The organism is Pseudomonas sp. GW821-FHT09C08 (assembly GCF_059418125.1).
Genome location: NZ_JBWKPG010000002.1, coordinates 300443 through 323247, shown reverse-complemented (window position 1 = coordinate 323247; position 22805 = coordinate 300443). Strand labels below are relative to the sequence as shown.

Sequence of the window (22805 nt, the reverse complement as noted above, 5' to 3'; positions counted from 1 at the left end):
TTTGCTTACTGAGTCAACGCCAGGGCGTCAATTACTCAGCGGCTGCTACCGGAGCTTCTTCAACGAACTGCTCGGTACCGCCAGCAACGTGGTTGCGACCACGGATTACAGCATCAGCCATCGAACCCATGTACAGCTGGATAGCGCGGATTGCGTCATCGTTGCCTGGGATGATGTAGTCAACGCCTTCCGGGCTGCTGTTGGTATCGACTACGCCGATAACCGGGATGCCCAGCTTGTTGGCTTCGGTGATCGCGATGCGCTCGTGATCAACGTCGATAACGAACAGCGCGTCAGGCAGACCGCCCATGTCCTTGATACCACCCAGGGAACGATCGAGCTTTTCCAGGTCACGGGAGCGCATCAGCGCTTCTTTCTTGGTCAGCTTGGCGAAAGTACCGTCTTCGGCTTGCACTTCAAGGTCACGCAGACGCTTGATGGAAGCACGGATGGTTTTGAAGTTGGTCAGCATGCCGCCCAACCAGCGGTGATCGACGTACGGCGAACCGCAACGTGCTGCTTCTTCAGCAACGATCTTGCCAGCGGAACGCTTGGTGCCGACGAACAGAATCTTGTTTTTGCCCTGGGCCAGGCGCTCTACGAAAGTCAGAGCTTCGTTGAACATTGGCAGGGTTTTTTCAAGGTTGATAATGTGGATCTTGTTACGCGCGCCGAAAATGTACTTACCCATTTTCGGGTTCCAGTAACGGGTCTGGTGACCGAAGTGCACACCGGCCTTCAGCATATCGCGCATGTTGACTTGGGACATGATAGTTCCTTAATAAGTCGGGTTTGGCCTCCACGTATCCCAATGACCAACCAGCGGCAGCAAGGCCTCCGGCACCCAGGTCATCGTGTCGACACGTGTGTGGATTTAAGCTTTGCGGGGTATCCCCGGAAAGCGGCGCATTTTATACCACACGAAGGGCGAAAACGAAACCCGCAATCACATTTGCCGTGCGCGGCATTGGCGTAACCCTTTGAATAGAGCGAATTTAGCCCCATCTGATAGAGAGAAGCGATCATCAGAGGGTCATGATTTGACGCCATCGTCTGTTAGAATCGCGTTTTTTGGGGCTTGTGCGAGTTCTGCAACCTTTTGTCGCACACCCGTAAACCGTATTGATTTCAGCGCGTCGCGCTAGAGAGAGCCTGTATGACCGTTAGTTTGAAATCCGCCGAAGACATCGCCGGCATGCGCATCGCCGGCAAACTGGCTGCCGACGTGCTGGAAATGATTGCCGAGCACGTCAAGCCAGGCGTCACCACCGAAACGCTCAACCAGATCTGCCACGACTATATAGTCGATGTGCAAAAGGCCATCCCTGCGCCGCTGAACTACAAGGGGTTCCCCAAGTCGATCTGCACCTCGGTCAACCACGTGGTCTGCCACGGGATCCCGGGTGACAAGCCATTGAAGGAAGGCGACACCCTGAACATCGACGTCACCGTGATCAAGGATGGCTACTTCGGCGACACCAGCCGCATGTTCCACGTCGGCACCGTGCCGGTCTGGGCCGAGCGCCTGTCCCAGGTCACCCAGGAATGCATGTACAAGGCCATCGAAATCGTCAAGCCTGGCTGCCGCCTGGGCGACATCGGTGAAGTGATCCAGAAGCATGCTGAAAAGAACGGCTTCTCGGTGGTGCGCGAATTCTGCGGGCACGGCATCGGCACAGTGTTCCACGAGGAGCCGCAGATCCTGCACTACGGCCGTGCCGGCACCGGCATGGAACTCAAGGCCGGCATGACCTTCACCATCGAGCCGATGATCAACCAGGGCAAGGCCGACACCAAGGTGCTGGGCGACGGCTGGACCGCCATCACCAAGGACCGCAAGCTCTCGGCCCAGTGGGAACACACCCTGCTGGTCACCGAGACCGGCTACGAGATCTTCACCCTGCGCGCCGACGACACGATCCCTCGCGTTTCGGCGTAAGGCAGCAGCCTTGGTTTTCCCCCATTGTGTTGTGACTGACTGTTAGATAGAAAGGAAAGCCGATCGATGCCCCAGGTGGATCCCGAACTCTTCGACCGTGGCCAGTTCCAGGCCGAACTGGCCCTGAAGGCGAGCCCTATCGCCGCTTTCAAGAAAGCTATCCGCCAGGCTCGCGAGGTGCTCGACGAGCGCTTTCGCAGCGGCCGGGACATCCGTCGGCTGATCGAGGACCGCGCCTGGTTCGTCGATAACATCCTGCAGAAGGCCTGGGAACAGTTCAGCTGGAGCGAAGACGCCGACATCGCCCTGGTGGCGGTCGGCGGCTACGGTCGCGGCGAGTTGCACCCCTACTCCGACATCGACCTGCTGATCCTGCTGGACAGCGCCGATCATGAGATCTTTCGCGATTCCATCGAGCGATTTCTGACGCTGCTGTGGGACATCGGCCTGGAAGTCGGCCAGAGCGTGCGTTCGGTGGACGAGTGCGCCGAAGAGGCCCGCGCCGACCTGACGGTGATCACCAACCTGATGGAAAGCCGCACCATCGCCGGCCCCGAGCGCCTGCGCCAGCGCATGCTCGAAGTCACCAGTACCGCAAACATGTGGCCGAGCAAGGACTTCTTCCTGGCCAAGCGTGCCGAGCAGAAGGCCCGCCACCACAAGTACAACGACACCGAATACAACCTGGAACCCAACGTCAAAGGCTCGCCCGGCGGGCTGCGGGATATCCAGACGATTTTGTGGGTTGCCCGTCGCCAGTACGGCACCCTGAACCTGCGCGCCCTCGCGGGCGAAGGGTTCCTGGTCGAGAGCGAAAACGCCCTGTTGGCTTCGTCCCAGGAGTTTCTCTGGAAAGTGCGCTACGCCCTGCACATGCTCGCCGGACGCGCCGAAGACCGCCTGCTGTTCGACCACCAGCGCTCCATCGCGACCCTGCTGGGGTTCGAAGGCGAGGACGCCAAGACCAGCATCGAAAGCTTCATGCAGCAGTATTACCGGGTGGTCATGAGCATCGCCCAGCTCAGCGACCTGATCATCCAGCACTTCGAAGAAGTGATCCTGGCCCCTGAAGACGAAGCGCCGCCGCAGCCGATCAACTCGCGCTTCCAATTGCATGACGGCTATATCGAGGCGCGCAACGACAACGTGTTCCGCCGCACCCCGTTCGCCATGCTGGAAATCTTCGTGCTGATGGCCCAACAGCCGGAAATCAAAGGTGTGCGCGCCGACACCATTCGCCTGCTGCGAGAAAACCGTCACCTGATCGACGACGATTTTCGCCACGACATTCGCAACACCAGCCTGTTCATCGAGCTGTTCAAGTGCAAGATCGGCATCCACCGCAACCTGCGTCGGATGAACCGCTACGGCATTCTCGGGCGCTATCTGCCGGAATTCGGCTTTATCGTCGGGCAGATGCAGCACGACCTGTTCCACATCTATACGGTGGACGCCCACACCCTCAACCTGATCAAGCACCTGCGTAAGTTGCAGTACACCCAGGTGTCAGAGAAATTCCCGCTGGCCAGTAAGCTAATGGCCAGGCTGCCCAAGCCGGAGCTGATCTACCTGGCCGGCCTGTACCACGACATCGGCAAAGGCCGGCATGGCGACCACTCGGAAATCGGTGCAGTGGATGCCGAGGCCTTCTGCCAGCGCCACCAGTTGCCGCTGTGGGACAGCCGCCTGATTGTCTGGCTGGTGCAGAACCACCTGGTGATGTCGACCACCGCCCAGCGCAAGGACTTGTCCGACCCGCAGGTGATCCATGATTTCGCGCAGATCGTCGGCGATGAAACCCGCCTCGATTACCTGTATGTGCTGACCGTCTCCGACATCAACGCCACCAACCCGACGCTGTGGAACTCCTGGCGCGCCAGCCTGTTGCGCCAGCTGTACACCGAGACCAAGCGCGCCCTGCGTCGCGGCCTGGAAAACCCGGTGGACCGCGAGGAGCAGATCCGCCGTACGCAAAGCGCAGCCCTGGATATCCTGGTGCGCGGCGGCAACGACCCGGACGACGTCGAACAACTGTGGTCGCAACTGGGAGACGATTATTTCCTGCGCCACACCGCCGGTGATGTCGCCTGGCACACTGACGCGATCCTGCAGCAGCCTGCCGATGGCGGCCCGCTGGTGCTGATCAAGGAAACCACCCAGCGCGAATTCGAAGGCGGCACGCAGATTTTCATCTACGCCCCCGACCAGCACGATTTCTTCGCCGTGACCGTGGCGGCGATGGACCAGCTCAACCTGAACATCCATGACGCCCGGGTCATCACCTCCAGCAGCCAGTTCACCCTCGACACCTATATCGTGCTCGACACCGACGGCGACTCGATTGGCGACAACCCGGTGCGCGTGAAAAAGATCCGCGAAGGCCTGACCGAAGCGCTGCGTAACCCGGATGACTATCCGACCATCATCCAGCGCCGCGTACCGCGCCAGCTCAAGCACTTTGCGTTCGCGCCCCAGGTCACCATTTCCAACGACGCCCAGCGCCCGGTGACGGTGCTGGAACTCAGCGCCCCGGACCGGCCAGGCCTGCTGGCGCGTATCGGCGGGATTTTCCTGGAGTTCGACCTGTCGTTGCAGAACGCCAAGATTGCGACCCTCGGCGAGCGCGTGGAAGACGTGTTCTTTATTACCGATGCCGATAACCAGCCGCTGTCCGACCCTGAACTGTGCCGCCGCTTGCAGGAGGCCATCGTCCAGCAGTTGAGCGTGACCCAGGAACCCGGCGTCGAGCTGTCGCGCCTGACCATTTGATTATTTAACGTTGTAAACACGATCCGTGTGGGAGCTGGCTTGCCTGCGATACGGGCCGCTCGGTGTATCAGCTACACCGACGCGATGCCATCGCAGGCACGCCAGCTCCCACAGGGTCCGTGCCCACCGTGATTGAGGCCCTTATGAACAACGCCCTGAACCAGCTGCAGCCCTACCCGTTCGAGAAATTGCGCGCCCTGCTCGGCAGTGTCACGCCGAACCCGGACAAACGCCCGATCGCGCTGTCCATCGGCGAACCGAAGCACACGTCGCCGGCATTCGTCGCCGAAGCGCTGAGCAACAACCTCGACCAAATGGCGGTCTACCCCACTACCCTGGGCATCCCGGCCCTGCGCGAGGCCATCGGCGCCTGGTGCGAACGCCGCTTCAATGTGCCCAAGGGCAGGCTCGATCCGGCGCGTAACATCCTGCCGGTCAATGGCACCCGTGAGGCCTTGTTCGCTTTCACCCAGACCGTGGTCAACCGCGGCGACGACGCGCTGGTCGTCAGCCCGAACCCGTTCTACCAGATCTACGAAGGCGCCGCGTTCCTGGCAGGGGCCAAGCCGCACTACCTGCCGTGCCTGGACGAAAATGGCTTCAACCCGGATTTCGATGCGGTCTCGCCCGATATCTGGAAACGCTGCCAGATCCTCTTCCTGTGCTCCCCAGGCAACCCGACCGGCGCCCTGATCCCGGTCGACACACTGAAAAAACTGATCGCCCTGGCCGACGAATACGACTTCGTGATCGCCGCCGACGAGTGCTACAGCGAGCTGTACTTCGACGAACAGACCCCGCCGCCAGGCCTGCTCAGCGCCTGCGTGGCGCTGGGTCGCAAGGACTTCAAGCGTTGCGTGGTGTTCCACAGCCTGTCCAAGCGCTCCAACCTGCCAGGCCTGCGCTCGGGCTTCGTGGCCGGCGATGCCGAAATCCTCAAGGGTTTCCTGCTGTACCGCACTTACCACGGCTGCGCCATGCCCGTGCAAACCCAACTGGCGAGCATCGCCGCCTGGCAGGACGAAGCCCACGTGCAGGCCAACCGCGACCTGTATCGCGAGAAGTTCGACGCCGTGCTGGCAATCCTCAAGCCGGTGCTGGACGTACAGGCCCCGGACGGCGGGTTCTACCTGTGGCCGAATGTGAATGGCGACGATGCCGCCTTCTGCCGCGACCTGTTCGTGGAAGAACACGTGACCGTGGTGCCAGGTTCGTACCTGTCGCGGGAAGTCGACGGTTTCAACCCCGGCGCCGGGCGTGTGCGCCTGGCACTGGTCGCGCCATTGGCAGAGTGTGTGGAGGCGGCTGAGCGGATTCGCGACTTTATCCAGCGTCGCCGCTAAGCGCCCCACAAGTCACTTCACCTGACCCAGGTTCGCCTCGCTCATATCCAGATCCGCCAACACTTCGCGCAATACGTCATCACCAATCTGGTGATGACGGCTCAGGCTGTACAGCTCCAACCGCTGCGCACGCAGGGCCTTGAGGCGCAGTTTGCGCTCAAGCTGATCCATCTGCTGCGCCAGCGCCTGGGCTTCTGCCGAGTCGTTGAACACCTCCAGTTGATGACGATATTCCGACATCAGCCGCGCCTTCAGCTCGGTCGCCAGTGCGGCCTGGGCGGCGTCCGGGGTGCCGCTTTCGGCGGGTTCCTCTGTCTCCAGGGCATGAATTGCGGCCACCGCAGTCTTTTTCCAGGCCTCGCGTACCTCGTTGTGGCGCTTTTCATCCGGGCTTTTTTCGATGCCGCGCAACAGCAGCGGCAAAGCGATACAGGCGGCAATCAGCGACAGCAGGATCACGCCGGCCGCGATGAAGATCAGCAGGTCGCGCTCGGGAAAATCCTGGCCCGGCGCCAGCAACAATGGCACCGACATGACGCCGGCCAGGGTCACCGCACCGCGCACACCGCCGACGGTCAACAGCCAGCAGGAGCGCGCAGTGGGCACCAGGGTCAACTCACTTTTCCCACGCAGGCGGCGGAGCAAGCCCGACAGGCGCCAGATGCTTTGCACCCAGATAAAGCGCAACACCACCAGCACTAGGAAAATCGCGATCACGTCCAGGCAGCGATACAACAAGGTCGGCCACAGCGTCGGCTCATGGCTGACCACGGCCTTGATGATGTCCGGCAATTGCAGGCCCAACAGCAGGAAGATCAAGCCATTGAAAGCAAACTCCAGCAGCGACCAGACGCTGCGGTTGAGCAGGCGCGTGCTGGTCTGGCGCGGCAGCAGGTCGAGCCAGCTTTGCATCATGCCCGCGGCGACCGCCGACAGGATGCCCGAGGCGCCTAGGCGTTCAGCCAGCACATAGGCGGCAAACGGCAGCAGCAACATGAACACCACGTGGGTCGCCGGGTCGTCCCAGCCCCGCGCGATCATCCAGGCGCGCAGGCGCCCGACTAGCCAGCTCAGCGCTACCCCGACTGCCAGGCCCCCCACCGCGACCAACACAAAGGTCAGGCTGGCATCGGCCAACGAGAACACGCCGGTCAACGCCGCTGCCAGGGCAAACTTGAAGGTCACCAGGCCCGAGGCATCATTCATCAACGCCTCGCCCTGGAGCATATGCATCAGGGGGGTCGGCAAACGGTTCTGGGCAATCGCCGACACCGCCACGGCATCCGTCGGCGACAGCACGGCGGCCAGGGCGAAGGCCACCGGCAAAGGAATCGTCGGCAATAGCCAATGGATGAAGTAGCCGGCACCGACCACAGTGAACAGCACCAGCCCCACGGCCAGCGTCAGGATCGGCCCGCGCAGGCGCCACAATTCGCGCTTGGGCATGCGCCAGCCATCGGAGAATAGCAGCGGCGGCAGGAACAGAAACAGGAACAGCTCCGGGTCCAGCGCCACATGCAATCCCAGCGTGGGCCATGCCAGCAAGGCGCCGGCGGCAATCTGTACGAGGGGCAATGGCAATGGAATGATGCGCCCGACCAGGCGCGAAACGCTGACCAGCATCAGCAGGATAAGAACGGTGTAGGCGGTTTGCATAACGCGGGTTTCCCGGACAATCGACTTTCAACGACACCTATCAGGCAACAACTGGCCGTTGAAGTGCCATATTACCGGGCTATGTTACTCGCCTATGCTGCGCGCTGGCCTTTGCACAAAAGTCGCACGGTGCTGACGAGAGGCACCCAAACCCGCTGGCCGTGGCATAATCCGTGACCTTTCAGTTTCATTTGTCCAAAGGGGGGCAATTCCTTGACCGTTTCAAGCAAAACGTTGCACCTTTTCGGCATCAAAGCCTGCGACACCATGAAAAAGGCGCGCACGTGGCTCGATGAGCACGGCGTCAGTTATGAGTTCCATGACTACAAAACGGCCGGTATTGACCGCGAACACTTGACCCAATGGTGCAACGAGCACGGTTGGCAGGTGGTTTTGAACCGTGCGGGCACCACCTTTCGCAAACTCGAAGACGAACGCAAAGCCGATCTCGATCAGTCGAAAGCTATTGAACTGATGCTCGCACAACCCTCGATGATCAAGCGCCCGGTGCTTGATCTCGGTGACAGAACCCTGATTGGCTTCAAGCCAGATAGTTATTCGGCGGCCCTCAAGTAGGCCAGCCCTTCCATTTTTGTAGAGGTAACAGCATGTCCAATTCCCTGTTCAGCCTGGGCTTCGGCGTCGGCACTCAGAACCGCCAAGGTGCTTGGCTGGAAGTGTTTTACGCACAACCCTTGCTCAACCCATCGGCTGAAATCGTTGCCGCCATCGCGCCAATCCTTAGCTACAGCGAAGGCAACCAGGCGATCACCTTCACCGTGACCCAAGCCCTGCAACTGGCTGACGCGCTGAAAAGCGTCGACGCTGCCCAGGCCGCGCTGCTGAGCCGCCTGGCTGAAAGCCACAACCCGCTGGTTGCCACCCTGCTGGCCGAAGACGCCGCACTGACCTCCACGCCTGAGGCCTACCTCAAGCTGCACCTGCTCTCGCATCGCCTGGTCAAGCCACATGGCCTGAGCCTGGCCGGTGTGTTCCCGCAGCTGCCAAACGTAGCGTGGACCAGCCAGGGCGCCATCGACATCAACGAACTGGCCGAACGCCAACTGGAAGCGCGCCTGCGTGGCGAGCTGCTGGAAGTGTTCTCGGTGGACAAGTTCCCGAAAATGACCGACTACGTGGTACCGGCCGGCGTGCGTATCGCTGACGCCGCGCGTATCCGCCTGGGCGCCTACGTGGGCGAAGGCACCACGGTGATGCACGAAGGTTTCGTCAACTTCAACGCCGGCACCGAAGGCCCGGGCATGATCGAAGGCCGTGTTTCGGCGGGCGTGTTCGTCGGCAAGGGCTCGGACCTGGGCGGCGGTTGCTCCACCATGGGCACCCTGTCGGGCGGCGGCAACATTGTGATCAAGGTCGGCGAAGGCTGCCTGATCGGCGCCAACGCCGGTATCGGCATCCCGTTGGGTGACCGCAACACCGTGGAATCGGGCCTGTACGTCACCGCCGGGACCAAGGTCGCGCTGCTCGATGAGCAGAACCAACTGGTCAAGGTGGTCAAGGCTCGCGAGCTGGCCGGCCAGCCGGACCTGCTGTTCCGCCGCAACTCCGAGACCGGTGCCGTGGAGTGCAAAACCCACAAATCGGCCATCGAACTGAACGAAGCGCTGCACGCTCACAACTAAGCAGCCACTCGATGCCACTAGCGGGCCGCGCCTTCGGGTTGCGGCTCGCTTATACGAGTCTTGATCACCATGCTTGTGCCCTCCCCCTGGCGCGCCGATTTTCCGGCCATCGCCACCCTGCAACGGCAAGACCAGACCTACCTGGACAACGCCGCCACCACACAAAAACCCCAAGCCCTGTTGGATGCCATCAGCCATTACTACGCCAATGGCGCAGCCAATGTGCACCGTGCCCAACATTTGCCGGGTGCCCATGCGACCCAGGCCTTCGAGGACAGTCGCAGCAAGGTTGCGCAGTGGTTGAACGCAGGTGACAGCGGGCAAATCGTGTTTACCCATGGCGCTACCTCAGCGCTGAACCTCTTGGCGTATGGCCTCGAGCACTTATTCAATGCGGGCGATGAGCTGGTCATCAGCGCCCTGGAACATCACGCCAACCTGCTGCCCTGGCAGCAACTGGCCAAACGTCGCGCGCTTACGCTGGTGGTGTTGCCGCTGGACGCTGACGGCGTGATCGACCTGCATGCCGCTGCCGAGTTGATCGGCCCACGTACACGCCTGCTGGCGGTGAGCCAGCTGTCCAACGTGCTCGGTACCTGGCAGCCGCTGGAGCCCTTGTTGGCACTGGCCAAGGCCCATGGCGCGCTGACGGTGGTCGATGGCGCGCAAGGCATCGTCCACGGTCGCCACGATGTGCAGGCCCTGGGCTGCAACTTTTATGTATTTTCCAGCCACAAACTGTACGGCCCGGACGGCGTCGGTGTGCTGTTTGGCCGCAATGAAGCCCTGCATCACCTGCGCCACTGGCAGTTCGGCGGCGAGATGGTGCAGCAGGCTGATTATCACAGCGCCAGCTTTCGCCCCGCGCCGCTGGGCTTCGAGGCCGGAACGCCGCCGATTGCCAGTGTGATCGGCCTGGGTGCCAGCCTGGATTACCTGAGCTCACTGGACGAGCAGGCAGTGACCGCGCATGAAGCGGCACTGCATGACTACCTGCTGCGCGGGCTGCAGGCACGCAATGGCGTGCGTGTGCTGGGTGCGCCGCAGGTGGCGCTGGTGAGTTTCGTGGTCGAGGGCGTGCACAACGCCGACCTGGCGCACCTGCTGACCGAGCAAGGCATTGCCGTTCGCGCCGGCCATCATTGCGCGATGCCACTGCTCAAGGCGCTGCATTTGTCCGGGGCCATTCGTGTGTCCCTGGCGCTGTACAACGACTCCGATGACCTGGAACGCTTCTTTGAAGCGCTCGACCAGGCGCTGGATATGCTGCGATGAGCCTGCCGTTGGATGCGGTAGCCGCGCTGGAAGCCTTCCAGGCGGTCGGCAGTTGGGAGCAGCGCGCGCGGATGCTGATGCAATGGGGCGAGCGCCTGCCGCCATTGGCGGATGAGGACAAGGTCGACGCCAACCTGGTGCAGGGCTGTGAAAGCCTGGTGTGGTTGGTGGGACGTTTAGAGGACGACCACTGGCAGTTTGCTGCCAGCAGCGATGCGCGGATGATTCGGGGGTTGGTGGCGTTGCTGCTGGCACGGGTCAATGGCTTGTCGGCCAGTGAGTTGCAAGCCGTTGACCTGCCAGACTGGTTTGCACAACTGGGCCTGTCACGGCAGCTGTCGCCGTCGCGCAGCAATGGCCTGAATGCCGTCTTGCAACGCATGCGCGAATTAAGCAGTAGACAAAACTAAACGTGGGCTGGCTGGCCTGCGAAAGCAGTGTGTCAGGCACCTGATGCATCAACTGACACACTGCCTTCGCGGGCAAGCCAGCTCCCACAGGAATTGAGGTGTGGCTCAGGCAACCGGGCAGATGGAGATCAAATGTGGGAGCTGGCTTGCCGGCGATGCAGGCACCTCGGTCTATCAGTCAGACCGCGGTGAGGCTATCGCAGGCAAGCCAGCTCCTACCTTTTAAGCACGTACTGGGCAGTGAGATTCACTCAGGCTTGACCCGCTCCGACGGCCTGCGCACGCCGGCTACGATCTTGTCCACGGCCTTGGTCGCCGCCACCATGCCAAACGTGGCCGTGACCATCATCACCGCGCCAAACCCACCCGCGCAGTCCAGTTTCACCCCGTCCCCGACAAAACTCTTCTGCAAACAGATGCTGCCGTCCGGCTTGGGATAGCGCAGCTGCTCGGTGGAAAACACGCACGGCACGCTGTAATGGCGGGTCACGGTGCGGGAAAAGCCGTAATCGCGGCGCAAGGTGGAACGCACTTTCGAGGCCAGCGGGTCGTTGAAGGTACGGTTCAGGTCACAGACCTGGATCAGCGTCGGGTCGATCTGCCCGCCCGCGCCGCCGGTGGTGATGATCTGGATCTTGCGGCGCTTGCACCAAGCGATCAGCGCGGCCTTGGCGTTGACGGCGTCGATGCAGTCGATCACGCAATCGATGTTCGGCGTGATGTATTCGGCCATGGTGTCGCGGGTCACGAAGTCGGCCACCGCGTGCACCGTGCAATCCGGATTGATGCCGCGCAGGCGCTCGGCCATCACTTCGACCTTGGGCTTGCCCACGGTGCTGTCCAGGGCGTGCAACTGGCGGTTGCTGTTGCTGACGCAGACATCGTCCAGGTCAAACAGCGAAATCTCGCCCACCCCGCAGCGGGCCATGGCTTCGGCCGCCCAGGAGCCCACGCCGCCAACGCCGACGATTGCCACATGGGCCGCTTTCAAGCGCTCCAGGCCTTCAATGCCATACAAGCGGGCGACGCCTGCAAACCGCGGATCTTCTGTACTCATGACCATTACCCCAAAAACCGGCGCGCATTATGGGCTACGCAGCGGCAAGTTTTAAGCTACAAGTTACAAGTAAAGAACTTAGGTGGTCTTTCGCTGACTAACGTCCGGCTTTTCTCTGTCTGCTATACGCTCAGGGAAGCGCCGGTGTAGGATGCGCGCCGTTCGGCGTAGGCCGACACCTCTTTTCGTTCCACACCCTTTGGAACCCGAAATAGCCATGTCATCGCGTAAATTTGGACTCAACCTGGTGGTGGTGCTGGCAATTGCCGCGCTGTTCACCGGCTTCTGGGCGCTGATCAACCGCCCGGTCACCACCCCTAACTGGCCCGAGCAGATCTCCGGTTTTTCCTACTCGCCGTTCCAGCAAGGCCAGTACCCGCAGAAAGACCAGTACCCGACCGACGACCAGATGCGCCAGGATCTGGCGATCATGAGCAAGCTGACGGACAACATCCGTACCTACTCGGTCGACGGTACGCTGGGGGATATCCCCAAGCTCGCCGAAGAGTTCGGCCTGCGCGTGACGCTGGGGATCTGGATCAGCCCGGACCTGGAGCGCAACGAGCGTGAAATCCAGCGCGCCATCGAGATCGCCAACAGCTCGCGCAGCGTTGTGCGGGTAGTTGTCGGTAACGAAGCGTTGTTCCGTGAAGAAATCACCCCCGAAGCGCTGATCGTGCTGCTGGACCGCGTGCGCGCCGCCGTGAAAGTGCCGGTGACCACCTCCGAGCAATGGCACATCTGGGAACATAACCCGCAACTGGCCAAGCACGTCGACTTGATCGCCGCGCACATCCTGCCGTACTGGGAACATATTCCGGTCGACCAGGCGGGCCAGTTCGTACTCGACCGTGCCAGGGACCTGAAGAAGACCTTCCCGAAAAAGCCGTTGCTGCTGTCGGAGGTTGGCTGGCCGAGCAACGGGCGCATGCGCGGTGGTGCTGACGCCTCGCCGGCGGACCAGGCAATTTACCTGCGCAAGCTGGTCAATACGCTGAACCGCCAGGGCTACAACTACTTCGTGATCGAGGCCTTCGACCAGCCGTGGAAAGCCAGCGATGAAGGTTCGGTAGGCGCCTACTGGGGCGTGTACAACGCCGCGCGCCAGCAGAAATTCAACTTCGAAGGCCCGGTGGTCGCCATCCCGCAGTGGCGCGTGCTGGCCATCGGTTCGGTGGTGCTTGCGCTGCTGTCCCTGACCCTGCTGATGATCGACGGCTCGGCCTTGCGCCAGCGTGGCCGCACCTTCCTGACCTTTATCGCGTTCCTGTGCGGTTCGGTGCTGGTGTGGATCGGCTACGACTACAGCCAGCAATACAGCACCTGGTTCAGCCTGACGGTCGGATTCCTGTTGGCGCTCGGTGCGCTGGGCGTATTCATCGTGTTGCTGACCGAAGCCCACGAATTGGCCGAAGCGGTCTGGACTCACAAGCGCCGGCGTGAATTCCTGCCGGTTGAAGGGGATTCGGACTACCGCCCGAAAGTGTCGATCCACGTGCCGTGCTACAACGAGCCACCAGAGATGGTCAAACAGACCCTCGACGCCCTGGCCGCGCTCGATTACCCGGACTACGAAGTCCTGATCATCGACAACAACACCAAGGACCCGGCGGTGTGGGAGCCGGTGCGTGACTACTGCGCAACCCTGGGCCCGCGCTTCAAGTTCTTCCACGTCGCGCCCCTGGCCGGTTTCAAGGGCGGCGCGCTGAACTACCTGATCCCGCACACCGCTAAAGATGCCGAAGTGATCGCGGTGATCGACTCGGACTACTGCGTGTCGCCGAACTGGCTCAAGCACATGGTGCCGCACTTCGCCGACCCGAAAATCGCGGTCGTGCAATCGCCGCAGGACTACCGCGACCAGAACGAAAGCACCTTCAAGAAGCTCTGCTACGCCGAATACAAAGGCTTCTTCCATATCGGCATGGTTACCCGCAACGACCGTGACGCGATCATCCAGCACGGCACCATGACCATGACCCGCCGCTCGGTGCTCGAAGAGCTCGGCTGGGCCGACTGGTGCATCTGTGAAGATGCCGAACTTGGTCTGCGTGTGTTCGAGAAAGGCCTGTCGGCGGCGTACTACCACGACAGCTACGGCAAGGGCCTGATGCCGGATACCTTTATCGACTTCAAGAAACAGCGTTTCCGCTGGGCCTACGGTGCGATTCAGATCATCAAGCGGCACACCGCCAGCCTGTTGCGCGGCAAGGACACCGAGCTGACCCGTGGCCAGCGCTATCACTTCCTCGCGGGCTGGCTGCCGTGGGTGGCGGATGGCATGAACATCTTCTTCACCGTCGGCGCGCTGTTGTGGTCGGCGGCGATGATCATCGTGCCAACCCGGGTCGACCCGCCGCTGCTGATTTTCGCGATCCCGCCGTTGGCGCTGTTCGTGTTCAAGGTCGGCAAGATCATCTTCCTCTACCGCCGTGCGGTGGGCGTGAACTTGAAAGATGCGTTCTGCGCGGCCCTCGCCGGGCTGGCGTTGTCCCATACCATCGCCAAAGCGGTGCTGTACGGCTTCTTCACCACCAGCATTCCGTTCTTTCGTACACCGAAAAACGCGGATAACCACGGCTTCTGGGTAGCGATTTCCGAAGCCCGCGAAGAAATGTTCATCATGCTGCTGTTGTGGGGCGCGGCGCTGGGGATCTACCTGGTGCAGGGCCTGCCGAGCAATGACATGCGCTTCTGGGTGGTCATGCTGCTGGTGCAGTCGCTGCCCTATGTAGCGGCGTTGATCATGGCGTTCCTCTCGTCGCTGCCCAAACCGGCACCGACGGTTGAGCCGGCAACGGCGGAGTAAAAACTCGCGCAATGCACTAAACGGCGGCCTCTGGCCGCCGTTTTGCTATAAGATAACGGCCGTTTTGTGAGACTTGGCCTGGCCCAATTCCCTGTGGGGGCTGGCTTGCCGGCGATGCAGACGCCGCGGTCTGCCAGGCACACCGCAGCGATGCTATCGCCGGCAAGCCAGCTCCCACATTGGAAGGGTGCCATCCAGGCTCTGAATCCCACCTACGTCCTGCGCCCACGACACGCTTTCCGGAGTTTCCCCATGACGGCCCATGCCGACCTTTCGCCGACCCTTCAACTTGCCATCGACTTGATCCGTCGCCCCTCGGTGACGCCGATCGATGCCGACTGCCAGAAGCTGATGATGCAGCGCCTGGGCGACGCCGGTTTTGCACTGGAGCCGATGCGCATCGAGGACGTGGACAACTTCTGGGCCACCCATGGCAAGCATGATGGCCCGGTGCTGTGCTTCGCCGGCCACACCGACGTGGTGCCGACCGGCCCGGTACAGGCCTGGCAGAACGACCCGTTCGACGCGCTGATCGACGACAACGGCATGCTCTGCGGGCGTGGCGCAGCGGACATGAAAGGCAGCCTGGCCGCCATGCTGGTGGCCTCCGAGCGTTTTGTCACTGACTACCCGGACCACAAGGGCTCGGTCGCCTTCCTGATCACCAGCGATGAAGAAGGCCCGGCGCACCACGGCACCAAGGCCGTGATCGAACGCCTGGCCGCGCGCAAGGAGCGCCTGGACTGGTGCATCGTCGGCGAACCGTCGAGCACCGCGCTGGTGGGCGACGTGGTCAAGAATGGCCGTCGTGGCTCCCTCGGTGCCACCCTCACCGTGCGCGGCGTGCAGGGCCACGTGGCCTATCCGCACCTGGCGAAGAACCCGATCCACCTGGCGGCCCCGGCGCTGGCGGAACTCGCCGCCGAGCATTGGGACGATGGCAACGCCTTCTTCCCGCCGACCAGCTTCCAGATTTCCAACCTCAATTCCGGCACCGGCGCTACCAACGTGATCCCTGGCGACCTGACGGCGGTGTTCAACTTCCGTTTCTCCACCGAATCCACGGTAGAAGGCCTGCAGCAACGCGTCGCGGCCATTCTCGACAAGCATGACCTGGACTGGCACGTGGAATGGGCGCTGTCGGGCCTGCCGTTCCTGACCGAACCGGGCGCGTTGCTGGATGCCGTATCGGCCAGCATCAAGGCGATCACCGGTCGTGAAACCAAGGCCTCCACCAGTGGCGGCACCTCCGATGGGCGCTTCATCGCGACCCTCGGCACCCAGGTGGTCGAGTTGGGCCCGGTGAACGCGACGATCCACCAGGTCAACGAACGCATCCTGGCCAGCGATCTCGATGTGCTGACCGAAATCTACTACCAGACCCTGATCAAGTTGCTCGCCTGATGCTTGCCTGCCCCATTTGCAGCGCACCGCTCAACGCGGTGGACAACGGCGTGGCGTGCCCGGCCGGGCACCGTTTCGACCGTGCCCGCCAGGGTTACCTGAACCTGTTGCCGGTGCAGCACAAGAACAGCCGCGACCCGGGCGATAACCTCGCGATGGTCGAGGCGCGCCGCGATTTCCTCAACGCCGGGCACTACGCCCCAGTGGCCAGGCGCCTGGCCGAACTGGCTCGCGAACGTGCACCGCAACGCTGGGTGGACATCGGCTGCGGCGAGGGTTACTACACCGCGCAAATCGCCGATGCCCTGCCCCATGCCGACGGCTATGCCCTGGATATCTCCAAGGAAGCGGTCAAGCGCGCCTGCAAGCGCAACCCGGCACTGACCTGGTTGATCGCCAGCATGGCCCGCGTGCCCTTGGCCGATGCCAGTTGCCAGTTTATCGCCAGCGTATTCAGCCCTCTGGACTGGCAGGAGGCCAAACGCCTGCTCAGCCCAGGCGGTGGCTTGATGAAGGTTGGCCCTACCGCCGGCCACCTGATGGAGTTGCGCGAGCGTTTGTACGACGAAGTGCGCGAGTACACCGACGACAAGCACCTGGCCCTGGTGCCGGAAGGCATGAGCCTGGCGCACACTGAAACGCTGTCGTTCACCCTGAGCCTGGCCGAGCCCAAGGACCGCGCCAACCTGCTGGCCATGACGCCCCACGGCTGGCGTGCGAGTGCCGAGCGCCGTGCCGAGGTGATCGAAGCGGTAGAGCCGCTGCAGGTCACGGTGTCGATGCGCTACGATTATTTCGTGCTTCAATAACTGACTTTTCCGCGAATGGATTTTCGAATCCCGCAACGAGGAACATCCATGCGCCAACCCGATATCGAGATTTACCTGAAGGACGCTGACGTCGACCACAAGGCCATCGCCGCCTGGCTGGGCGCCGCCCTGGGCCCTTGCACCGACTGGGTCCAGAAGGGCCAGACCTACAAGTGCACGGCCGGCAGCGTACCGGTTACCTGGCTGCCGAAAGCCGTAGGCAAGTGGAACAGCCTGTACCTGGAAAGTGACCAGACCCCGTGGGAAGACGACATCGCCTGCGCCCGCGCCGCATTTGCCGCGCTGAACGTCGAAGTGCGTTGCGCACCGGGTACGTGGGTGGAAGAAGAAGGTGAGGAAAGTGCCGACACCTGGATTCGCATCAGCGCGGACGGTGAAGAGCAGATCACCTGGAAAACCGCATAAAGTCAGGCTAACAAGGCCTCAATGTGCAAACCCAATCAAATGTGGGAGCTGGCTTGCCTGCGATGGGCCCACCTCGGTCATTCAGCCAAACCGCGGCGATGCTATCGCGGGCAAGCCCGGCTCCCACATTCGACCGGGTTCCCACATTTAAAGGTGTGTTGTGCCTATCGGGTTACAGCCCCACCACATCCTCCGCCTGCAACCCCTTCTCGCCGGTCACCACGGCGTACTCCACCTGCTGGCCCTCGGCCAACGAACGGTGGCCTTCACCGCGAATGGCGCGGTAGTGCACAAACACATCCTTGCCGTCTTCGCGTTGAATAAAGCCATAGCCCTTTGCATCGTTGAACCACTTCACATTGCCGGTTTCGCGCGTTGCCATCTGTTTTGCTCCCACATGCGTTTTTATTGTTGAGTCGCTCACTGGAACTGCCGAGTATATGACAGGCTCAAAAACGATCAACTCAAGTTTACATCGCTGCTTTTTTGCCGATTTTCGGCGAATACGGCACACTACTCGCCCGAGCGCCTGCTCGGTTTTTTCCACTTGAAGCAGCTCGCCTATGACCCGCTCCCCGTTCCGCCGTCTGGTGTTTGGCACCTTGCGCCGACTGTTGTACCTCTGGGTTCGCTCGGAGACGATCAACCAGTCGTCCCTTACCCTTAACCTGGACCGCAGCCGGCCGGTGTTCTACGTCCTGCAATCGCCCTCCCTCAGCGAACTCGCCGTGGTCGATGCCGAGTGCACCAAGGCCGGCCTGCCGCGCCCGGTGCTGCCGGTGTCGGTGGGGCCGCTGATGGAGCCCGCCGCATTTTTCTACCTCACGCCGGAACCAGACTGGCTCGGCCGCCAGGACAAGCGCGGTGCGCCGCCGACCCTGACCCGCCTGGTCAACACCCTGACCGAGCACGCCGAAGAGAATGCACAAATCATTCCGGTCAGCGTGTTCTGGGGGCAGTCCCCCGAGAGCGAGTCCAGCCCATGGAAGCTGCTGTTCGCCGATAGCTGGGCGGTCACCGGGCGTCTGCGCCGGCTGTTGAGCATCCTGATCCTCGGTCGCAAGACCCGTGTGCAATTCTCTGCGCCTATCAACCTGCGTGAATTGATCGAGCACAATAAAGGGCACGAACGCACCGTGCGCATGGCCCAGCGCATCCTGCGTGTGCACTTTCGTAACCTGAAGACTGCGGTGATCGGCCCCGACCTGTCCCACCGCCGCAACCTGGTGAAGGGCCTGGTGAACATGCCGCTGGTACGCCAGGCCATTGCCGACGAGGCCGAGCGCGAAAAGATCAGCCCGGAAAAAGCCAAGGCCCAGGCCCTGCGCTACGGCAACGAGATCGCCTCGGACTACACCTACACCGCGATCCGCTTCCTCGAAGTGGTGCTGAGCTGGTTCTGGAACAAGATCTACGACGGCATCAAGGTCAATAACATCGAAGGTGTGCAAAAGGTTGCCCAGGGCTACGAGGTGATCTACGTGCCCTGCCACCGCAGCCATATCGACTACCTGCTGCTCTCGTACCTGCTGTTCAAGAACGGCCTGACGCCGCCGCATATCGCCGCCGGGATCAACCTCAACATGCCGGTGATCGGCAGCCTGTTGCGCCGTGGCGGTGCGTTTTTCATGCGCCGCACCTTCAAGGGCAACCCGCTGTACACCTCGGTGTTCAACGAATACCTGCACACCCTGTTCACCAAAGGCTTCCCGGTGGAGTACTTCGTCGAGGGCGGGCGCTCGCGCACCGGGCGCATGCTGCAGCCGAAGACCGGGATGCTGGCGATCACCCTGCGCAGCTTCCTGCGCTCTTCGCGCATGCCCATCGTGTTCGTGCCGGTGTACATCGGCTACGAGCGCGTGCTCGAAGGCCGCACCTACCTCGGCGAGCTGCGGGGCGCGAGCAAGAAGAAAGAGTCGATCTTCGATATTTTCAAAGTGGTCGGCGCACTCAAGCAGCGCTTCGGCCAGGTGGCGGTCAACTTTGGCGAGCCGATCAAGCTGGCGGAATTTCTCGACGCCGAACAACCGGATTGGCGCGCCCAGGAACTGGGACCGACCTACAAGCCGGCCTGGCTCAACGAAACCACCAACCGCCTCGGCGAGCAGGTGGCCCGCCATCTTAACGAAGCGGCGGCCGTGAACCCGGTGAACCTGGTGGCCCTGGCGCTGCTGTCCACCACGCGCCTGGCCCTGGATGAACAGGCCATGGCCCGCCAGCTCGACCTGTACCTGGCGCTGCTGCGCCGCGTGCCGTATTCGCCGCACACCACCCTGCCCGAAGGCGATGGCCTGGCGCTGATCAAGCACGTCAAGGACATGGACCTGCTGTCGGAACAGAGCGACGCTCTCGGCAAGATTCTGTACCTGGACGAGCAGAACGCCGTCCTGATGACCTACTACCGCAACAACGTGCTGCACATCTTCGCCCTGCCGGCGCTGCTGGCAAGCTTCTTCCAGAGCAGTTCGCGGATGAGCCGCGAGCAGATCCTGCGCTACACCCACGCACTCTACCCGTACCTGCAATCGGAACTGTTTATCCGCTGGTCGCTGGAAGAATTGGACAGTGTGATCGACCAATGGCTGGAGGCGTTTGTCGAACAGGGTCTGCTGCGTTTCGAGAACAACGTGTACCTGCGCCCGGCGCCAAGTTCGCGGCACTTCGTGCTGCTGACACTGCTGTCCAAGAGCATCGCCCAGACCCTGCAACGCTTCTACATGGCGATTTCGCTGTTGCTCAACAGCGGCCAGAACAGCATCAGCGCCGAAGAGCTGGAAGACCTGTGCACGATCATGGCCCAGCGCCTGTCGATCCTGCATGGCCTCAACGCCCCGGAATTCTTCGACAAGAGCCTTTTCCGACATTTCATCCAGACCTTGCTGGAGCAAGATGTGCTGCGCCGCGACGAGGCCGGCAAGTTGAGCTACCACGACCTGCTCGGTGAACTCGCCGAAGGCGCCGCCAAACGCGTGTTGCCGGCGGACATTCGCCTGTCGATCCGCCAGGTGGCCCTGCATCGTGTGGACGGTGCGGCTGAGGCGCCTGTCGAAACCGAAGAAAGCCGCTAGATTGAATAAGGCGCCGGTTAGATGCCGGCGCCGTTGAAAAGGAGCTGTACCATGAAAAAGATCATCCTCCTGGGCCTCACCGCCCTGCTCGGAGCCTGCCAATCCATGAGCCCGACCCCCAAGGCCAACCTCGATGGCGAAGTGTTCTACCTGCAGCGCATTGCCCTGCCGCCCGCCGCCACCTTGAGCGTCAGCCTGCAGGACGTGTCCCTGGCAGACGCGCCCGCGGTGGTCCTGGCCGAGCAGAAAGGCCCGGTCAAAGGCCAGGTGCCGCTGCCGTTTCACCTCAGCTACGACCCGGCCCAGGTCAAGCCGGGCCACAGTTATGCGGTGAGTGCTCGCATCGAACTGGATGGCAAGCTACTGTTTATCACCACCGAACGGCACGCTGTGCAGCTCAACGGCCAGGATCCACAGCCGCTGCGCCTGCGGGTTGATGCGGTCGCTCAGTGAATTCATCGAACACTTGATTTACGCACATAAGGAAGCGCCCATGCTCCGTAATTCCCTTCGCCTCACTGCCCTGTGCGCCGGCCTGCTGTTCGGCGCCAACGCCATGGCCTTGAACCTTGGCAGCCTGTCCCAGGGCGACGCCACCGGCGGTCTCAAGGACGCACTGACCCAGGGCGCACAGATCGCCGTGAAACAACTGGGCGTGCCCGGCGGTTTCAGCAACAACCCTGAAGTGAAGATCGGTCTGCCAGGCAAGCTCGGCAAAGTCGCCGACAAGTTGAAAATGTTCGGCATGGGCGACCAGGTCACCCAGCTCGAAACCAGCATGAACAAGGCCGCCGAAACCGCCGTGACCCAGGCCCAGCCGATCCTGGTCAATGCCGTGAAAAACATGAGCGTGACCGACGCCAAGGGCATTCTCACCGGCGGCCAGGACTCGGCCACTCAGTACCTGAACAAAAGCAGCCGCGAAGAAATCCGCGCCAAGTTCCTGCCGATCGTCAAGGCCGCCACCGACAAGGTCGGCGTGGCCCAGCAGTACAACGCCCTGGCCGGCAAGGCCGCAGCCTTTGGCGCTGTGGATGCCAAGAGCGCCAACGTCGAGAACTACGTGACCGAGCAGGCATTGGACGGTTTGTTCAAGATGATTGCGCAGCAGGAAGAAACGATTCGCAAGAACCCGGCCGCTGCGGCGACCAGCCTGGCGAAGAAGGTGTTTGGCGCGTTGTAATTCCAGATCGCCCGTTGGGTGCCCCCCTCACAACGCCAGGGTCGTTCATCACGATGCCTGGCGTTTTTATGTCACCGGCTCAATAAAAGAGCGAGTCAGCCAGTCGCCCTATCATGAGCGTGGCAAAACAGCAGATGGCCACAGAGGTCGCACGATTGATCTTCAAGGGCGTCAGCCAGGTCTTGCGGATACCCTCGAATTGACCGCCGAGCATTATCCAGGCCGACCCCACGGGTATCACTACCAGCGCCAGCGTAGTCATGAAGAGCGCGTAGTCCGCCAGCGCGGTAAATGTGTGCGCTGGAGCGATGAAGGAAACGATCAACAGGCCCTTGGGATTCATCACTGTCAGCCAGAAGAAATAAAGCCCGGAGAATCGATCCTTGCCTGGGGTGATGGTTTCGCCCTTGCGTTGCCATAGCTGGTAGGAAACGTACAGCAAGTAACAGGCCGCGGCCATTTGCGTAGCCTTCAATGCCCAAGGCGAATACGCGGCCAGATAAACCAGTGCAACGCCCCACAGGGAGACTTGCAGCACGTAGGCCAAGCACTCGACGAAGGCCAGTTTCCACGACGTCCGAAAACCAAGCAGCATGCCCGCGCGCAGCAGCAGGGTGTTTGTCGGCCCGGGCACAGCCAGGAGCAGCACCAGCGCCGAAACGGTACCCAGCATGAAATTATCCTAAGTCGGTCATGATCGATGGTCTTTGCGCCGATGGCGGTTACGGCTGCCAACCTGGCGAACAAAGTGTTGGGGGCGTTGTATCACAGAGGCGGTTATTTATCGTGAAAAAAGCAAACGCCCCGTGGTGTTCGGGGCTCTTGCAATTGCAGAGTGCGAAAAGACGCACGCAGACAATCAAAGCATTCAGCGGCTGATGAGGGTGTTGGTGTTGTGGTTGTTATTCTGGATCGAGATACCGCTCATGGATTGCGCAGGCCAGTTAACCGATTTTTTTTCCATATTCGATACCCTTTCCTCCAGATCCCGCTTACTTCGATGTGAGTCACAAC

19 protein-coding genes are annotated in these 22805 nt (G+C 61.7%); 14 read left to right on the top strand and 5 right to left on the bottom strand.

Annotated elements, in window-relative coordinates:
* Positions 1-31: 31 nt before the first annotated feature.
* Positions 32-769, bottom strand: coding sequence for a 30S ribosomal protein S2 (rpsB, locus tag AC07OJ_RS08090; protein WP_003189158.1), 738 nt, complete (start codon positions 767-769; stop codon positions 32-34).
* A gap of 387 nt (positions 770-1156) precedes the next feature.
* Here rpsB and map point away from each other — a divergent pair, with 387 nt between their 5' ends.
* The 3 genes from map (at position 1157) to dapC (ending at position 6051) form a co-directional block, all read left to right on the top strand.
* Positions 1157-1939 (top strand): type I methionyl aminopeptidase, encoded by a 783-nt coding sequence (gene map, locus AC07OJ_RS08085; RefSeq protein ID WP_065903086.1) that lies wholly within the window; start codon positions 1157-1159, stop codon positions 1937-1939.
* 66 nt (positions 1940-2005) lie between these two features.
* The gene (locus AC07OJ_RS08080; RefSeq protein WP_495094359.1) at positions 2006-4708 is read left to right on the top strand and encodes a [protein-PII] uridylyltransferase; all 2703 of its coding nucleotides are present in this window, start codon (positions 2006-2008) and stop codon (positions 4706-4708) included.
* Positions 4709-4851: 143 nt separating this feature from the next.
* Positions 4852-6051 carry a succinyldiaminopimelate transaminase gene (gene dapC, locus AC07OJ_RS08075; protein ID WP_495094358.1) on the top strand — a complete coding sequence of 400 codons (1200 nt, stop codon included), beginning with the start codon at positions 4852-4854 and terminating at the stop codon, positions 6049-6051.
* Between the two features lie 12 nt (positions 6052-6063).
* On the opposite strand, the gene AC07OJ_RS08070 is transcribed toward dapC, so the two are convergent.
* Complete coding sequence (locus tag AC07OJ_RS08070; protein ID WP_065903095.1) at positions 6064-7707, bottom strand: Na+/H+ antiporter; 1644 nt, start codon at positions 7705-7707, stop codon at positions 6064-6066.
* Between the two features lie 267 nt (positions 7708-7974).
* On the opposite strand from AC07OJ_RS08070, the gene AC07OJ_RS08065 reads away from it, so the two are divergent.
* The 4 genes from AC07OJ_RS08065 to AC07OJ_RS08050 all read left to right on the top strand — a co-directional run bounded on the left by AC07OJ_RS08065 (position 7975) and on the right by AC07OJ_RS08050 (position 11035).
* Positions 7975-8283: an arsenate reductase gene (locus AC07OJ_RS08065; protein ID WP_229999207.1), complete on the top strand. Its 309-nt coding sequence runs from the start codon at positions 7975-7977 to the stop codon at positions 8281-8283.
* Positions 8284-8315: 32 nt separating this feature from the next.
* The gene (gene dapD / locus AC07OJ_RS08060) at positions 8316-9350 is read left to right on the top strand and encodes a 2,3,4,5-tetrahydropyridine-2,6-dicarboxylate N-succinyltransferase (protein WP_495094357.1); all 1035 of its coding nucleotides are present in this window, start codon (positions 8316-8318) and stop codon (positions 9348-9350) included.
* A gap of 69 nt (positions 9351-9419) precedes the next feature.
* Entirely contained in the window at positions 9420-10625 is a 1206-nt protein-coding gene (locus AC07OJ_RS08055) for an aminotransferase class V-fold PLP-dependent enzyme (protein WP_495094356.1), read from the top strand.
* Positions 10622-11035 (top strand): SufE family protein, encoded by a 414-nt coding sequence (locus AC07OJ_RS08050; protein WP_495094355.1) that lies wholly within the window; start codon positions 10622-10624, stop codon positions 11033-11035. Before AC07OJ_RS08055 ends, AC07OJ_RS08050 begins: the two co-directional genes overlap by 4 nt.
* A gap of 247 nt (positions 11036-11282) precedes the next feature.
* Here AC07OJ_RS08050 and tcdA read toward each other — a convergent pair whose 3' ends face one another.
* Entirely contained in the window at positions 11283-12098 is an 816-nt protein-coding gene (tcdA, locus tag AC07OJ_RS08045) for a tRNA cyclic N6-threonylcarbamoyladenosine(37) synthase TcdA (RefSeq protein WP_495094354.1), read from the bottom strand.
* Between the two features lie 211 nt (positions 12099-12309).
* On the opposite strand from tcdA, the gene AC07OJ_RS08040 reads away from it, so the two are divergent.
* From AC07OJ_RS08040 to AC07OJ_RS08025, 4 genes are all read left to right on the top strand, one after another.
* On the top strand, positions 12310-14901 hold the full coding sequence (locus AC07OJ_RS08040) for a glycosyltransferase (RefSeq protein ID WP_065903110.1): 2592 nt from the start codon (positions 12310-12312) through the stop codon (positions 14899-14901).
* A 252-nt stretch (positions 14902-15153) separates the two neighbouring features.
* A complete protein-coding gene (dapE, locus tag AC07OJ_RS08035; RefSeq protein ID WP_495094353.1) occupies positions 15154-16305 on the top strand; it encodes a succinyl-diaminopimelate desuccinylase in 1152 nt (383 codons plus the stop codon).
* Complete coding sequence (locus AC07OJ_RS08030) at positions 16305-17114, top strand: putative RNA methyltransferase (protein ID WP_262134481.1); 810 nt, start codon at positions 16305-16307, stop codon at positions 17112-17114. The genes dapE and AC07OJ_RS08030 overlap by 1 nt, the downstream gene beginning before the upstream one ends.
* A gap of 48 nt (positions 17115-17162) precedes the next feature.
* Positions 17163-17540, top strand: a complete 378-nt coding sequence (locus tag AC07OJ_RS08025; RefSeq protein WP_106804969.1) for a hypothetical protein — start codon at positions 17163-17165, stop codon at positions 17538-17540.
* A gap of 172 nt (positions 17541-17712) precedes the next feature.
* Here AC07OJ_RS08025 and AC07OJ_RS08020 read toward each other — a convergent pair whose 3' ends face one another.
* Entirely contained in the window at positions 17713-17922 is a 210-nt protein-coding gene (locus AC07OJ_RS08020; protein WP_003219353.1) for a cold-shock protein, read from the bottom strand.
* 181 nt (positions 17923-18103) lie between these two features.
* On the opposite strand from AC07OJ_RS08020, the gene plsB reads away from it, so the two are divergent.
* Genes plsB through AC07OJ_RS08005 form a run of 3 tightly spaced genes read left to right on the top strand, consistent with a single transcriptional unit; the run spans position 18104 to position 21791 of the window.
* A complete protein-coding gene (gene plsB / locus AC07OJ_RS08015) occupies positions 18104-20608 on the top strand; it encodes a glycerol-3-phosphate 1-O-acyltransferase PlsB (RefSeq protein ID WP_065903120.1) in 2505 nt (834 codons plus the stop codon).
* Between the two features lie 51 nt (positions 20609-20659).
* Positions 20660-21061 (top strand): YbaY family lipoprotein, encoded by a 402-nt coding sequence (locus tag AC07OJ_RS08010; protein ID WP_106804971.1) that lies wholly within the window; start codon positions 20660-20662, stop codon positions 21059-21061.
* A gap of 40 nt (positions 21062-21101) precedes the next feature.
* Positions 21102-21791, top strand: coding sequence for a DUF4197 domain-containing protein (locus tag AC07OJ_RS08005; RefSeq protein ID WP_065903339.1), 690 nt, complete (start codon positions 21102-21104; stop codon positions 21789-21791).
* A 79-nt stretch (positions 21792-21870) separates the two neighbouring features.
* Here AC07OJ_RS08005 and AC07OJ_RS08000 read toward each other — a convergent pair whose 3' ends face one another.
* Entirely contained in the window at positions 21871-22464 is a 594-nt protein-coding gene (locus tag AC07OJ_RS08000) for a LysE family translocator (protein WP_065903126.1), read from the bottom strand.
* Between the last annotated feature and the right edge of the window lie 341 nt (positions 22465-22805).